This is a genomic window from Floridaenema flaviceps BLCC-F50 (assembly GCF_041929275.2).
GTDB classification, from domain to species: Bacteria; Cyanobacteriota; Cyanobacteriia; order Cyanobacteriales; family Aerosakkonemataceae; genus Floridanema; species Floridanema flaviceps.
The window spans coordinates 2,964,784-2,979,439 of sequence record NZ_JBHFNR020000001.1 but is presented as its reverse complement, the minus strand read 5'-3'; the positions used below and the strand labels follow the sequence as shown (position 1 = coordinate 2,979,439).

At 40.4% G+C, this 14,656-nt stretch carries 12 protein-coding genes; 5 read left to right on the top strand and 7 right to left on the bottom strand.

Annotated elements, in window-relative coordinates; translation table 11 throughout:
• Window positions 1-63 precede the first annotated feature (63 nt).
• The gene (locus ACE1CI_RS14335; RefSeq protein WP_413267681.1) at window positions 64-774 is read left to right on the top strand and encodes a GDSL-type esterase/lipase family protein; all 711 of its coding nucleotides are present in this window, start codon (window positions 64-66) and stop codon (window positions 772-774) included.
• Here ACE1CI_RS14335 and ACE1CI_RS14330 read toward each other — a convergent pair.
• Window positions 745-1,293 carry a pentapeptide repeat-containing protein gene (locus ACE1CI_RS14330; RefSeq protein WP_413267680.1) on the bottom strand — a complete coding sequence of 183 codons (549 nt, stop codon included), beginning with the start codon at window positions 1,291-1,293 and terminating at the stop codon, window positions 745-747. The two genes, ACE1CI_RS14335 and ACE1CI_RS14330, sit on opposite strands and share 30 nt — an antisense overlap.
• A 101-nt stretch (window positions 1,294-1,394) precedes the next feature.
• On the opposite strand from ACE1CI_RS14330, the gene ACE1CI_RS14325 reads away from it, so the two are divergent.
• From ACE1CI_RS14325 to ACE1CI_RS14315, 3 genes are all read left to right on the top strand, one after another.
• Window positions 1,395-2,258 carry a Uma2 family endonuclease gene (locus ACE1CI_RS14325; RefSeq protein WP_496615471.1) on the top strand — a complete coding sequence of 288 codons (864 nt, stop codon included), beginning with the start codon at window positions 1,395-1,397 and terminating at the stop codon, window positions 2,256-2,258.
• Window positions 2,259-2,401: 143 nt separating this feature from the next.
• A complete protein-coding gene (locus ACE1CI_RS14320; RefSeq protein ID WP_413262784.1) occupies window positions 2,402-2,917 on the top strand; it encodes a hypothetical protein in 516 nt (171 codons plus the stop codon).
• Window positions 2,918-3,204: 287 nt separating this feature from the next.
• Complete coding sequence (locus ACE1CI_RS14315) at window positions 3,205-4,170, top strand: protochlorophyllide reductase (RefSeq protein WP_413262783.1); 966 nt, start codon at window positions 3,205-3,207, stop codon at window positions 4,168-4,170.
• 126 nt (window positions 4,171-4,296) lie between these two features.
• Here the strand turns inward: ACE1CI_RS14315 and ACE1CI_RS14310 are convergent, their stop codons facing one another.
• The 5 genes from ACE1CI_RS14310 to ACE1CI_RS14290 all read right to left on the bottom strand — a co-directional run bounded on the left by ACE1CI_RS14310 (window position 4,297) and on the right by ACE1CI_RS14290 (window position 12,460).
• Entirely contained in the window at window positions 4,297-5,091 is a 795-nt protein-coding gene (locus ACE1CI_RS14310) for a class I SAM-dependent methyltransferase (RefSeq protein WP_413262782.1), read from the bottom strand.
• Between the two features lie 146 nt (window positions 5,092-5,237).
• Entirely contained in the window at window positions 5,238-8,186 is a 2,949-nt protein-coding gene (locus ACE1CI_RS14305) for an ATP-binding protein (RefSeq protein ID WP_413262781.1), read from the bottom strand.
• Window positions 8,187-8,469: 283 nt separating this feature from the next.
• Window positions 8,470-10,278, bottom strand: coding sequence for an ABC transporter ATP-binding protein (locus ACE1CI_RS14300; RefSeq protein WP_413262780.1), 1,809 nt, complete (start codon window positions 10,276-10,278; stop codon window positions 8,470-8,472).
• Between the two features lie 51 nt (window positions 10,279-10,329).
• Window positions 10,330-12,099 (bottom strand): ABC transporter ATP-binding protein, encoded by a 1,770-nt coding sequence (locus tag ACE1CI_RS14295; RefSeq protein ID WP_413262779.1) that lies wholly within the window; start codon window positions 12,097-12,099, stop codon window positions 10,330-10,332.
• A gap of 229 nt (window positions 12,100-12,328) precedes the next feature.
• Window positions 12,329-12,460 (bottom strand): hypothetical protein, encoded by a 132-nt coding sequence (locus tag ACE1CI_RS14290; protein ID WP_413262778.1) that lies wholly within the window; start codon window positions 12,458-12,460, stop codon window positions 12,329-12,331.
• A 139-nt stretch (window positions 12,461-12,599) separates the two neighbouring features.
• Between ACE1CI_RS14290 and ACE1CI_RS14285 the strand changes: the two genes are divergently transcribed.
• Window positions 12,600-12,803, top strand: a complete 204-nt coding sequence (locus ACE1CI_RS14285) for a hypothetical protein (protein WP_413262777.1) — start codon at window positions 12,600-12,602, stop codon at window positions 12,801-12,803.
• 212 nt (window positions 12,804-13,015) lie between these two features.
• Here ACE1CI_RS14285 and ACE1CI_RS14280 read toward each other — a convergent pair whose 3' ends face one another.
• Window positions 13,016-14,620 (bottom strand): serine hydrolase, encoded by a 1,605-nt coding sequence (locus tag ACE1CI_RS14280; protein WP_413262776.1) that lies wholly within the window; start codon window positions 14,618-14,620, stop codon window positions 13,016-13,018.
• Window positions 14,621-14,656: the final 36 nt, after the last annotated feature.

The window sequence follows — 14,656 nt, the reverse complement described above, 5'->3', positions numbered from 1 at the left end:
TGTGTATTTTCTTGTCGTTGTGTCAAGATTTTAGAATAGTTCAGTATTTATACTCTGTGTTACATGGCAGCATTAGCAGATAGTACTTCCTTTCATTTACGCTTAGTGAATCACCCTTCCCTAAAGGTGGTAGCGCTGGGGGATAGTTTAGTTTATGGATTCGGCGATCATGAAGGTGGGGGATGGGTGGAACGACTCAGACGACAGTGGATGATGCCACCGAATCCGGGTCATGTTTTGTATAATCTGGGGGTGCGGGGCGATCGCACACAGCAAGTTGCCGAACGTTTAGAAGATGAGTTTCGCAATCGGGGAGAACTGCGAAATCGGGTTCCAGATTTAATCATTCTGTCAGTGGGAGTGAATGATTCGGCGAGATTAGCTAGACCTAATGGCAGGAATTACACAGAATTTGCTACTTTTGAAGCGGAAATAGCAGCTTTGCTCGATCGCGCCCAACAATTATGTCCGGTTTTATTTGTGGGAATGGTGCCAATTAATGAAGAGAAAATGCCATTTTTAGATTGTTTTTACTATAACTTGGCTGACCAATATCGTTACAAAGAAGCAACTAAACAAGCTTGTCAGGCGCGAGAGATTCCCTATTTAGATATTTTCGATCTGTGGATGGGACGTGGTGTTCAATGGATGCGATCGCGCCTGACTGAAGATGGACTTCACCCCAATATTTTGGGATATCAAAGTTTATTAGAAGATGTCCTCAAATGGGAAGCAATACACCAGTTAACTTCTCCCAAAATACTCACAATCTAAACTATCTCTGGTAGCAACTTTAGTTACTGGATTAACACCTTCAGCGCGTTTACAAAGACGTTTGACTTCGTAGCGATCGATGATTGCATCAGTAAAGTCAGCGCCTGTAATATCTGCATCTGTAAAACTACTATCAACCATGATTGCTGCTGTGAAAATAGCGTTTTTCAAATTTGCTTTATTAAGGACTACGCTATCAACTAAAGCCCCAGCTAAACTAGCACCTTCTAAATTAGCTTCTGGCATAATTCCCTGAGTCATAATCGCCAAATTCAAATTAGAATTTTGGAAATTAATTCCCTTCATTTCCGCCGCAGCAAACACCGCACCTTCTAAATCTTTATTAGAAAAATCGCGATTTTCTAAATTTGTCTTAGTGTAATTAACCGTCTTTTCTTGGGCTACAGCCACAGGAGTTGCACTCAACATTACCCAAAGAAAAGCCAAAATCAACGTAAAAATTGCTGTCAACAAACGTAGCCAAATTGATTTAATTATTGTGGGAAAAGGTAATACCATAGCGCGTTGCTCATAACTTTACTCAACACATTAATGTTCGCACAACATTTGCCTATATTCATCAATTAAAATTCTACAAGAGGCGATCGCAAGGTGAGCACATGACTACCACCGTTCCCACACCAGTGCCAACAGCAGTGGAAACACTGGCAATTTCTTGGCCTTTATTACCAGAAGACTTTATTTTACCTGATGACCCAGTGGAAAACACCGACCAGCCATTACTGGCAGCAGCATTGCGTCAGCCATTAACCTCATTCCCGGAACTTTGCCAAGATGCACTAATAGTTTCTAATTTTGCCTTATGTGCGGCAATTGATGAAAGAATCATTTGTAAAGCGCCAGATTGGATGTATGTGCGCCCTGTAGAACCTTGGCGCAAAGCCCCACCCCGTCGCAGTTACACACCGCACACCGAAGGAACTATTCCTCAAGTAGTAATGGAGTTTCTTTCCGCTACCTACGGCGAAGAATACTCCGTAGAATCTACAGAAAATATTGGCAAATGGTTCTTTTACGAACGAGTCATCCAAGTTCCTCGCTATGTAATTTTCCGCCCAAACACCGGACGTATCGAGGTTTATAGTTTAGAGTCGGGACATTATAAACCCCAAGAACCCGATGAATCTGGGCGTTATTTAATTCCCGGATTAGACTTATTTCTGGGAGTTTGGGAAGGCACTCACGAAGGCAGAACCGGATTTTGGTTAAGGTGGTGGGATGCCCAAGGAAATCTTTTACTATGGTCAGAAGAACAGACAGAAGCGGAACGCCAACGGGCAGAAGCCGAAAGTCAACGGGCAGAAGCGGAACGCCAACGGGCAGAAGCGGAACGCCAACGGGCAGAAGCGGAACGCCAACGGGCGGAAGAAGCACAAGCTTTGTTAGCACAGGAGAGGGAAAGATCCCAATCCTTACTCGCTAAACTGCGGGAAATGGGCATCGATCCTGAACAATTACAATAGGTACGTTGTTGCGCTTCAGCGCTTTCTTTAGCGCTGAAGCGCAACAACGTACTAGAAAGTCTTAACTTTCTAAAGAGAGATGAATTTACTCAATGGCTTTGATTTGCTGAGGGAGTAGGAATACTCAAAATACAAGTTTGACGATGAATTATTTAGTGGCAGTTTTGTCCGATCGCATCCAGGTAGAACAAGCATATACTGAACTGGAGAAACAAGGAATCCCAACTCAGCAAGTAAACATTTTGGGTAATGGTTACAAAAGTGCTGATGAGTATGGCTTAATTAATCCAAATCAAAAAGCACGGCAAGGTGCAACTAAACTCGCTGTTTGGCTAGTACCATTTGGATTTGTTGCCGGATACGCCTTTAATCTTTTAACAGGCATTCCCATTATTTCCACATTAAATGCCTTCGGCAATCATGTTATTGGCGGGCTTTTGGGTGCTGCTTCTGGGGCTTTGGGTGCTTACTTTGTTGGTGGTGGCGTTGGTTTAACGGTGGGTAGTGGAGATGCTTTGGCATATCGAAATCGCTTGAATGCTGGCAAGTATCTAATTATTGTCCAAGGTACGGAAGAATTAACCCGTCAAGCAACTCGCGTGTTGCGTCAGTTTGAACCGGAAAATATTCAAGGATACGCAGAACTAAAAGGTGCTTAAGGAGAAGAAATCATGCGTTTAAATTTAATGTTGTTGTGGGTAACTCTGTCTTTTGTGTTAGTTGGAACCATTATGTTGTTACTTCAACCACAAATAGACTTTCATTAATGACAAAACAAAGAATTTTCTATTTTGATTTTCCCCCTTGCTCCGAGAGTGCCCCTGCTCCCCTGCTTTAGTTTAGTCTTTTTTTAAGATCGATTAAAAAGAATTTTGTCTTGGCTCTAAGAGTTCACTGTCATGAGATCCTAGAATATGGTCTCATGGTCATTAAGAGTTGGAAGACAATGGAACAAAATCGGAAGTCAACTGTTGTAATTACAGGTGCCTCTTCTGGAGTTGGCTTGTATGCTGCTAAGGCATTAGCGAAACGGGGATGGCACGTAGTTATGGCTTGTCGGGATTTAGCGAAAGCTGAAGCAGCTGCCAAAAGTGTGGGGATGTCGCCGGATAGCTACAGTTTAATGCAAATCGATCTGGGTTCCCTGGACAGTGTTCGCCAATTCGTGAAAAACTTCCGGGTAAGCGGTCGATCGCTAGATGCTTTGGTGTGCAATGCCGCAATTTATATGCCTTTAATAAAAGAGCCATTGCGAAGCCCAGAAGGTTATGAGTTAACCATGACTACTAATCACCTGGGTCATTTCCTACTCTGTAATATGATGCTAGAAGATTTGAAAAAATCACCTGCACCAGATAAACGGATGGTGATTTTAGGCACTGTAACCCATAATCCAGATGAGTTAGGTGGGAAGATTCCCCCACGTCCCGATCTAGGAAATTTTGAGGGTTTCGCACAGGGATTTCAAGATCCGATCAGCATGGTTGATGGTAAGAAGTTTGAACCCGTGAAGGCTTATAAAGATAGTAAGGTTTGCAATGTGCTGACTATGCGCGAATTGCATCGTCGCTATCATGATTCAACGGGGATTACTTTCACTTCTTTATATCCCGGATGTGTGGCTGATACGCCGCTGTTCCGTAACCATTATCCGTTGTTCCAAAAACTTTTCCCTTGGTTCCAAAAGAATATTACCGGAGGTTATGTTTCTCAGGATTTGGCTGGCGAAAGAGTTGCTATGGTAGTCGCCGATCCTGAATATAAACAGTCTGGTGCTTATTGGAGTTGGGGAAATCGGCAAAAGAAAGATGGTAAGTCTTTTGTGCAGAAGGTTTCTCCCCAAGCGCGTGATGATGAAAAGGCTGAAAAGATGTGGATTTTCAGTCAAAAGTTGGTCGGATCTTTTAGTTAATCCGATCGCCATAATTTAAGTTTGTTGTGAGGACTTTAGTCCTAGTTGTGTCAGCATAATTAGGACTGAAGTCCTTAATCCATTAATCACATTAATTGCATAAACAAAGAAAACAAAAGTGTAATGTTAGCTTGCGGTGTACGCCCAAATCTCGAACTTTGCTTCAGATGATAACTCTGTTTCCAATGAACCGTAATGGTCATTACAAAACTCTTCAAACTCTTCCATAATTCTATAGAAAGTTTCGTCCGGCACTTGCCAACATAATCCATAGGCTCGTGATTTGAAAAAACTTAGCAATTCCTCAACCTTATTCTTTACCATCCATGTCTTAGCAATCAGGTAGTTTGACCTATAACCTTTTTTACAAAAGTATTCCTCCACATTAATTTCTTGAATTGCTTTTTGTCTCTGTTTTGAGTCTTGCGGCTCTTCGTACTTGGATAAAATAGCTCTAAAATAATGTTCAAATTCTCTTCTGGCAGGTGGAGTAATCCACTGAGCATTGAGATAAAAACCTTTCGGTTTCAGTACGCGAGCAATATCATCCAAAAACTTCTTCCAATTTGAAACAGTATGAACCATGTGAACAGTTAACACAACATCAAAACTCCGATCTGGAAAAGGCAATTGTGAGGCATCAGCACAGATTAGTTCTAGATTTTGAGGAATATCATGTAATTTTTGGCGTAACTGCTCGAGCATTTCTTGAGATATATCAACTCCAGTTACAGAATAACCACGCCTGACCAAAGGAATAACATTCAAGCCAGTACCCACACCTGGTTCTAAAAAAGATGTCTCAGGTGTTGCATCAACTAATTCAAGAATAAAATCTGCAACTTCCTCTGCAACTGGCTCTGTTAGCCAACGGGTTTGGTCATAGATGTGAGCAATTTTATCGTAATAGTTAGTTAACACAAGTTTAGATGGATGGAATAATTGTTTAGTAAGTTTTATTTTGGCATAGATAGCCCTGCCTGCCGCTACAAGTCGGAACAGTAGAAGATATCAACCTTTTAAAGGTTATCAATTAACTCAGTCACGAAGGGCGGTTTTGGCTATTTCTAAACAACTGCGTTAGGAATGGTTAATTTAGCAGTTTGATGTATGGGAATGGCGATCGCAAATTCTGCACCTTTGCCTAATTCCGATTTACAAGTTAAAGTTCCGCCATGTTTTTCTACGACAATTTGACGACAAATTGATAAACCTAATCCTGTGCCTTTACCAATTGGTTTGGTAGTAAACTGATAATCAAACAATTTTTGTTGCACTTCTTGAGACATTCCTGGGCCATTATCTTGAATTGAAATTACCACAAATTCTGCTGTTTCAACAGTTGTGCGAATCGTAATTTGATTAGGATGAGCCTGAATATCGGCAAAAGTGCGGTTAACATTTTGTTCTTCTAGGGCATCGATCGCATTGACTAAAATATTCATAAAAACCTGATTAAGTTGCCCAGCATAACACTCTACTAAAGGTAAGTTTCCGTACTCTTTAATAACTTGAATTGCTGGACGTTCCGATCTAGCTTTTAAGCGATGTCCTAAAATCATTAAAGTGCTATCTATTCCCTCATGAAGATCTACAGTTTTCACTTCTGCTTCATCTAAGCGCGAGAAACTTCGCAAAGATAATACTATGGCGCGAATTCTTTCTGTACCTACTCGCATTGAAGACAGTAATTTAGGTAAATCTTCCTGAATAAACTCTAATTCGATTTCTTCTGTTAGTTCCTCAATCTTAGGCGGAACTTTGGGAATTTCTGCTTGATAAGTTTCTACGAGTTCAAGTAAACCCGTAACATATTCGCTGGCGTGTTCTAAGTTGCCATGTATAAAGTTAATTGGGTTGTTAATTTCGTGAGCAATTCCTGCTACTAATTGTCCTAAACTCGACATTTTTTCGTTCTGCACAAGTTGAGTTTGTGCTTGTTGTAAACTACTCAAGGCTTGTGACAATTCAGATGTACGTTGTTCGACGCGCATTTCTAATTCGTGAGTCAGTTTTTGTAAAGCTGCTTCTACTTGTTGGCGATCGGCAATTTCTTGTTGCAGAAGTTGATTTTGTTTATCTAATTCTTCTTCGGCTAATTCCCGACTTTCTTCACTCAAAACTAACCACCAAGTAACAATTCCGGTTACAACTAACAAAGCAGCATAGACAACTATAAATATTTTCAGAATTGGGTAATGAATTGCTGTTGGTACTTCTGGTGAATTTAACACTCCTTCATAGTAAACTAAACCCATAATTGTGCCAATTAATCCAGCACTGAGGGAAAATATGCCGCCAAATCTAATTACTCTTATTCCCATTTTGGGAGAGAGTTTACCATGTAGGACGTGATAATAAAGGTTTTTTGTCAGGGTTTTGATATAGCTGTCAGAGGGTTTACATTTATCATGACAATGGGCATCTAAACTGCAACATAAAGAGCAAATTGCCCCATCATAAACTGGACAAAATGCTGTATCTGCTAGTTCATATTCTTGTTCGCAAATGCAGCAGGTTATTAAAGAATTAATATCGTTTATTTGGCAATGTGTGTTTTCCCTAGCAATGTAGTATTTGCCTTTGGTAATAACGGCAATAATTGGTGAGAGAACAAAGGCTACACCCAAGGCGATGAAGGGGGAATAGGCTTGAGCATAATTGCCAAAAGCGCCGATAAAGGCGACAATTGCAACTCCAGAAGCGATCGCCATTGCCCCAAAACCCACTGGATTAAAATTATAGAGGTAAGCTCGTTTAAATTCAATATAGGAAGGGCTTAAACCCAAGGGTTTATTGATAATTAAATCTGCAACTACTGCGCCTACCCAAGCGATCGCAATATTAGAGTATAAACCCAAGACGGCTTCTAATGTTTGAAATACTCCTAACTCCATTAGTAGGAGTGCGATCGCTACATTAAATATTAACCAAACTACTCTTCCGGGATGGCTATGAGTTAATCTGGAAAAAAAGTTTGACCAAGCTAAAGACCCTGCATAAGCATTGGTAACATTGATTTTAATTTGGGAAACAATTACAAAAAAAGTAGCAACAGACAACACCACTTTTGGGTCAGAAAAAATACTCGCAAAACCCGCCAAATACATTTGAATTGGTTCTTTAGCAACCGAAACTTCCACGCCATGTTTAATAGCTAAAGTAGCTAAAAAAGCCCCGCCTAACTGCTTTGCACATCCTAAAATAATCCATCCTGGACCCGCTAAAATTACCGCAAACCACCACTTAAATCGATTCTCTTTACCCAGAGTAGGCAAAAATCTGAGATAGTCTACCTGTTCTCCTAATTGAGCAATTAAGGAAAACGAAACTGTTGCTGCTGTGCCAAATAATAACGGATTAAAAGCAGCGCCGCTTGGTGAATTACCCGCAAAATTTAGCCAGTTTTCTAAAGCATTTGGTTCTTTGTAAAGGACAAAAATATAGGGTGAAATCATTAACAAAAGCCAAATTGGTTGCGTCCACAACTGCAATTTGTTAATGAGTGTGACTCCGTAAAAAACCAAGGGAATAATTATCAAAGAACAAATTAAATAGCCAAGTGACAAAGGCAAATGAAAATAAAGTTTCAATGCCTGAGCCATAATTGCTGCTTCTAAAGCAAAGAAAAGAAAAGTAAAAGACGCATAAATTAGAGAGGTAATTGTTGAGCCAATATAACCAAAACCTGCGCCTCTGGTTAATAAATCTATATCAATATTGTATTTAGCGGCGTAGTAACTAATTGGTAAACCTGCGAGAAAAATAATTGCACCAACAACGAGAATTGCCCAGCAGGAATTAGCAAAGCCGTAATTAATTACTAGTGAACCACCTATGGCTTCTAAAGCTAGAAAAGAAATTCCCCCTATGGCAGTGTTTGCTACCAGGAATTCTGACCATTTACGAAATGATTTGGGAGCATAACGTAAAGAGTAATCTTCTAAGGTTTCGGTGGCGACCCAAGTGTTATAATCTCTCCGTTCCTTGACAATTCTTTTAGTAGTTCTAATCATGGTTGAGTCTTTCCCCTTGAACCTTTTCTAAATTCGTCGAAGGTTGTTTAATCCTATCTCTTGCGGTATTGAAAGTCGTGCAACTCTTTCCTAATTAGTATGCCCATTAGGATCAAAATAAATATGTTACAATTCTTCAAACTTATTTGAGACAGTAAAACTACTAGTTTAATAAGTATTTTGTTACAACGCTTTTTAATAAAGTACGTAATTAAGTTTGTAGTGACGACTTTAGTCGTTCTTTTTTAAACAGCACGACTAAAGTCGTTACAACGAACTGGATTTAATATGCGATCGCAGCTACCTTACCTTTAAACTGACTCATATAAAGGTCATAGTAGAATTCATGTTTTGCCATTAATTCTTCGTGAGAACCTCTTTCGATGATTTCTCCAGCTTTAATTACTAGTATTTGGTCAGCATCTCGAATTGTACTTAATCGGTGAGCAATTACAAAACTGGTGCGCCCTTGCATTAAGCGATTTAATGCTTGTTGAATCTTTTCTTCGGTGCGAGTATCTACGTTGCTGGTAGCTTCGTCTAAAATTACCATGCGGGGATTTGCTACCATCATTCTAGCGATCGTTAATAATTGCCTTTGTCCTTGGCTAAGATTACTACCTCGCTCGGTTAAAACTGTATCGTAACCGTTCGGTAAACGCAAGATAAATTCGTGAGCATTTGCTTGTTTTGCTGCGTTAATACATTCTTCATCTGTTGCGTCTAATCTAGCGTAACGCAGGTTATTCATTACGGTATCTGAAAATAGGAAAGCTTCCTGTAATACAATGCCAATTTGACGGCGTAAACTTTCCTGTTGCACATCATAAATGCTGTGTCCGTCGATGATAATGTCGCCTTTGTCAATGTCATAATAACGAGTAATTAAGTTGATGATTGTACTTTTGCCTGCACCTGTAGGGCCGCACAAACCAATTTTTTGACCGGGTAAAGCTTCAAAGGTGTTGTGTTTCAGAATTTGTCTACCTTGAACATAGCTAAAATCTACATCTTTAAACACCACATGACCTTGAATTGGTGGCAGGGTAAAAGCGTTAGGTTTGTCTACTATTAATGGTTTTTCGTCTAAAATTGCAAAGACTCTTTCGGCAGATGAAATTGATGCTAGCAAACTATCTAAAGTATTAGCCAGGTTGGTGATGGGAATTCCAAATTGTCTTGTGTATTGTAAAAAGGTGGCGACTATACCCACATCTGCTTGATTATTTAATACTAAGATACCGCCAATTAATGCTACTAAGGCAACATCTAAGTTAGTCAAAACTAGTGTAACTGGACGACTGAGTAAGGCAATAAATCTGGCTTTAATTCCCGCTTGCATTGCGGCTAAACTAATTTGTTGAAAGTTGTCGATCGCTTCCTGTTGTCTACCGTAGGCAATGACTATTTTTTGACCGCTTACTGTTTCTTCCATTAAGCCATTGAGTTCGCCAATTTGTTGTTGTAAATTATCAAAAATTGGCCCGGATACTCGACTAATAAAGCCTAGTAATCCCATGACTAACGGTGAAATTACCAATGCTGTAATTGCTAATTTCCAGTTCAGCCAAAACATGGCGGTTACAATAAAAACTAGTTTGATACTTTCGCTCAATAACAGATTTAAACCACCGCGAAAGAATGTAGCAATTACTTCTGTGTCATTGGTGACACGGCTCATTAATTGTCCGATCGGTTGTCGATCGAAGAAATTAATGGAAAGGGTTTGGATATGCTCGAACAAATCGCGCCGCAGGTTATACAAAGCCCGTTGCATTACTTTAGCTATAATTAGCCCTTGTAGTAATAATCCTACCCAGCTTCCGACTGATGCGATCGCCATTAATATGACAATATTTAACAGCACTTTTAAGTTCGGTGAAGTGCTTAAATTGTTGAGTCCTTCTCCCAAAAGATAAGGAATTAACAAATTGAATGTTGTACCGACTAACAACAGTAGTATTACTAATAAGATTTGCCCAGTGTAGCGGGTTACATAACCTAACAACCGAGGCAAAACTTTTCCCGTAGATTCTTTTGGAGGTTCTCCAGCTTTGGAGGGAAATTTACGATGCAAAAAAGGTTTAGTCATGTTTTCTATTTTTGGTGTGAATAGCTTGGCAAAATGATTGGCTTGTCCCTATTAAGCGGGTACGCCTCCGAGTTGAGATTCGTAGATTTCTTGATACAATGAACTAGTGCGAAGTAAGGTTTCGTGATTGCCTTGAGCGACAATTTCTCCAGCTTCTAAAAGGAAGATATTATCAGCAGTAATTACGGTGCTAATACGTTGAGCTACAAATAAAATTGTGCTATCTCCCATTGAGTTTTTAATCGCATCTTGAACCCTGGCTTCTGTTGCCATGTCTAAAGCACTTGTACTATCATCAAAAATCAAAATTTTCGGCTTGATGGTTAGGGCGCGGGCGATCGATAACCGCTGTCTTTGTCCCCCAGAAAAATTTGTTCCCCTTCTCGCTATATTAGCATCGTAACCTTCAGGAATTGCACTGACAAAACCGTGAGCATCTGCGGCTTTGGCTGCTGCAATCATCTCATCTTCGGTAGCTTCGGGTTTGCCGTAACAAACATTTTCGCGCACTTTTCCACTAAATAAAACTGACTCTTGTAAGGAAATTCCTACTAGTTGATGCAAGGTTTCCAAAGGAATATTTCGCACATCTACACCATCGATCGTGATTCGCCCACTCGTCACATCATAAAAGCGAGGAATTAAGTTCACTAAAGTAGATTTTCCCGATCCTGTAGCCCCTAAAAAAGCAACTGTTTGTCCCGGTTCGATGACTAAATTAATATTCTTTAGCACCAATTTAGAATCATTTTCTTCCGGGTTTTGGCTGGTATTAGCAAAATAGCTAAACCTAACATTTTCAAATACAATGCGTCCTTTAGCAGTCGCTATATCGAGTCCCAAAGGATGGGGTGAATCGGGTATCGTTGGGATTGAATCTATGACTTGAAATATTCGTTCGGCTGAGGCTTCTGCTGCGGTAATTTGCGGTGTAAGTACTGCTAGTAAAACTAGGGGAGTTAAAATAACTGCTAAGTACTGAGTAAAAGCGAGAATTTCACCGACTGTAACTTGTCCTTGGGTGACGGAAACTCCACCAAACCAAAGTACACTGGCTATTGCTAAGTTGACAATTAAATACAGTGTTGGTTGCAAGAAAGAAATGTACTGCATGGGGCGCAGAGATGCTTTGCGAAATTCTCGGTTGGCGCGATCGTAACGATGGTTTTCATATTCACTTTGCACAAAAGCTTTGACTACTCTCACACCTGCTAAATCTTCTTGCAAAACACTGTTCAAATTATCAAGCTTTTTCTGTACTACTTCAAAAAATGCTCCTATTTTGTTAATGAAAAATGCTAGCAGAATACTCACAGCAGGAATCACAACTAATAAGATCCATATAAGGCTGGGGCTGTAGAAATAAATTAGAATTAATGCCCCAATAAACATCACAGGAGCTTGCGCTAAAGATAAAACTATCTGTTGTATGGCTCCTTTAATTGCATCCACATCACTAGTCATTCTTACCATCAAATCACTAGTGGGAAATTTATCTAAATTGCCAAAGGAAAACTGTTGAATTTTTCGATACAACTTGAGCCGCACTGCATGAGCAGTAAATTCGCCAAATAACACTCCATACCAAGCGTTTGCAATTGTAAAGATGGCACTCAAAAAGGCAAATATTACCATCCATAAAACACTCTGTCCTAAAGCATTTCGATCGCCACCTAGTAACCCTTCGTCAATTAGTTCCTGCGTCATTAATGGGATCAACAGTGTGAAAATATTGGCGATCGCTAACAATATCTGCGATACCCAGAATGGTCGTTCGTAACCTCGATAAATTGTGATAAAACGTCTAAAATTAGGTAACATAGCTGATTTTATCAAGAAGTTGAATCTGTCGTTAGCTATTTCATTTTTAATGATTTATGTTGCCATAATTTCTTTGAACTGGCAATAATTCGTTAAATTAAAATTTATTCATAAACTTTTACAACTTATCTTAAAGTTATATTTTACTAAAGCAAGCCATAATCCGCTATCACCACCCAGGAGAACTATTTGGTTATGCTAGTTTAGCAGAGAACTGTGCAGAAAATTATCAAAGTAGTGCGATCGCTTTAACCAACTGCGAAATCGGCTTTTTATCATTAACTGAATTCCCGGAATTATCCTCTAAATATCCCGAAATTTCCCAAACAATTAACGCTATTTTAGCAGAAGAATTAAACACATTTCCCTTAAGAATTTGTCACGAAAAGACGAGAATACAAACTTGGCAACCTTATATTCAACCAGTACCTAAAGCCGAAACAATTTTAGGTAATAGCGCGGAAGCAGCCTTACTATTACTATTATTAAGAGGCGTGTTTATGCACCATGCCGAAAAGATTTTAACTTCGTTAGGATGGTCAGATTTAGCGATCGACTCAGAACATTTACTCATTTCAATTCCCATAGTTATATTGTTGCTGAGTATTCCCACAATTTTGACTTATTTTACTCATGCGATCGCACATTGGCAAGATCCAGAATTGCCCGACTATCTCACAGTAACTTGTTTTTGGTTAATTTAATCAGTCCGTTGTGAGGACTTCCGTCCTTCTCTGGGGCAAAGAAACGACTAAAGTCGCTACAACAAACAGGTTCGTTGTGAGGATGTCCGTCCTTCTCTGGGGCAAAGAAACGACTAAAGTCGCTACAACAAACAGGTTCGTTGTGAGGATGTCCGTCCTTCTCTGGGGCAAAGAAACGACTAAAGTCGTTACAACAAACAGGTTCTTAATTACTAATTACTATTGATCCAATTCGCTGTAGTTGGTATAGGTGTTTTTGGTTCCAGACTAGGTTGATTGGGATCTGGTACTTGGGCATCTGGGGAAGGATTTTGGGGATTTTGGTTAAAGTACTGATAAGTAGTGCTAGAGATTTGTTGAATAATTTTTTGGGCGCGGACATCTCGACGGGGACGTTGTACCATAACAGCAATTACATAGCGCTTACCAGAGGGTAAATTGACTATTCCCACATCAGCCAACATGGAACCGATGTTACCAGTTTTATGAGCGATTTTCGCACCTTCACCAATTCCTTTAGGTAAGAGGGAGTCATTTTCGGTTTGTTGCATAATGTCGATCATGCGTGAGCGCGAAGCCGCTGACACCAACTCACCTCGCATCACTCGCGCCATTAACACTGCCAAGTCTTTCGGGCTACTAGTATTCGTCCCTTGCACATCTGGTAATTGGTTACGCAGTACAGTTGTAGTTAAACCCCACTCTTGAAACCGCCGATTTAAAGTTTCCATTCCACCCAAGCGATCGATCGCCATATTAGTAGCCGTATTATCGCTAATAGTAATCATCCGCGTCACCACATCCTCAGCTGTGTATTCAGTTCCCACTTTCTGACGGCGCAGATTACCACTACCCGAAGCCCGAAACTCCGATTTGAGAGTTAATTTTTCATTCCATTGAATTTTCCCTGCTTCCACATCTTGCAGAAAAGCAATCAAAATCGGCACTTTAATTGTACTTGCCGCAGAAATAGCATTATTCCCATTCACCTGTGCATAATTACCAGTTTCTAAATCAATCACAAACACCCCTGGCGTAAACAAGACATTTTCCGCAGATATAGCAGTCAGCTGCGTTTTTAAAGGCGCAATTTCTTGGCTAGCGTTGGGAGTTGTAGTGCTATTAGGTAAAGAACTCTCTGGGGTAGCTGGACTTACTACTGCACCTGTAGTTGGCGTTTGTGCTGTAGGAGTAGCCCCAGATGGTTGGCGTGTTGCTGGGTCTAAAATTGACAATAGCGTACCCACAAACACACCCAAACCAATTCCCAAAATTAGCAACCTTGCACCATACACCAAAGGTGAAAGCGGCTTTTTTTGGGGACGTGGTTTGCTACGCTCAGAAGATGAAATAGGACGCAGGGTGGACTTGTTACCATTTTCCCGAAACTCATAACTACCATTGCCAGAGACGGGAGACTGTCTACCCACAGGCTTAATTAGCTCTAAATTTCGTGGTTGTCGCTCTTGAGGATTATTGTTATTTCTGGGTCTTAATTCCGTGACAGAGGAATATGGAGGCGACGTATTCACTGCCACTAAATTACCTCGACCTTTCTGGGCTTTTCTAGCAGGCGATTTAGTTTTTTGACCAAATAGTTTCTCCCACCAGTTCCGACTCTCAGCAGAAGTAGACCTTTGCCTTGGTTGATTTGGTCGCTGTTCCTTTAGCGATAGCCTTTCCAGGATTTGTTTAGCACCAGACGACCCAGACCGCTTGCTTGGTGTCTTGGCTGGTTGCTGCCGTTGTGGTGCTTGCTGTTGTTTTGTTTGCTGTCGCCGTTGGCGGCGCTGAGGGCGATTATCGAAAGCTGCCACTAATGACACCTCTTAAAAGTATTCCACCAAGAACTA

Coding starts and splice junctions, on each gene's coding strand:
- ACE1CI_RS14335 (WP_413267681.1), top strand. CDS start 64: ATGGCAGCATTAGCAGATAGTACTTCCTTTCATTTACGCTTAGTGAAT.
- ACE1CI_RS14330 (WP_413267680.1), bottom strand. CDS start 1,293: ATGGTATTACCTTTTCCCACAATAATTAAATCAATTTGGCTACGTTTG.
- ACE1CI_RS14325 (WP_496615471.1), top strand. CDS start 1,395: ATGACTACCACCGTTCCCACACCAGTGCCAACAGCAGTGGAAACACTG.
- ACE1CI_RS14320 (WP_413262784.1), top strand. CDS start 2,402: ATGAATTATTTAGTGGCAGTTTTGTCCGATCGCATCCAGGTAGAACAA.
- ACE1CI_RS14315 (WP_413262783.1), top strand. CDS start 3,205: ATGGAACAAAATCGGAAGTCAACTGTTGTAATTACAGGTGCCTCTTCT.
- ACE1CI_RS14305 (WP_413262781.1), bottom strand. CDS start 8,186: ATGATTAGAACTACTAAAAGAATTGTCAAGGAACGGAGAGATTATAAC.
- ACE1CI_RS14300 (WP_413262780.1), bottom strand. CDS start 10,278: ATGACTAAACCTTTTTTGCATCGTAAATTTCCCTCCAAAGCTGGAGAA.
- ACE1CI_RS14295 (WP_413262779.1), bottom strand. CDS start 12,099: ATGTTACCTAATTTTAGACGTTTTATCACAATTTATCGAGGTTACGAA.
- ACE1CI_RS14285 (WP_413262777.1), top strand. CDS start 12,600: ATGCACCATGCCGAAAAGATTTTAACTTCGTTAGGATGGTCAGATTTA.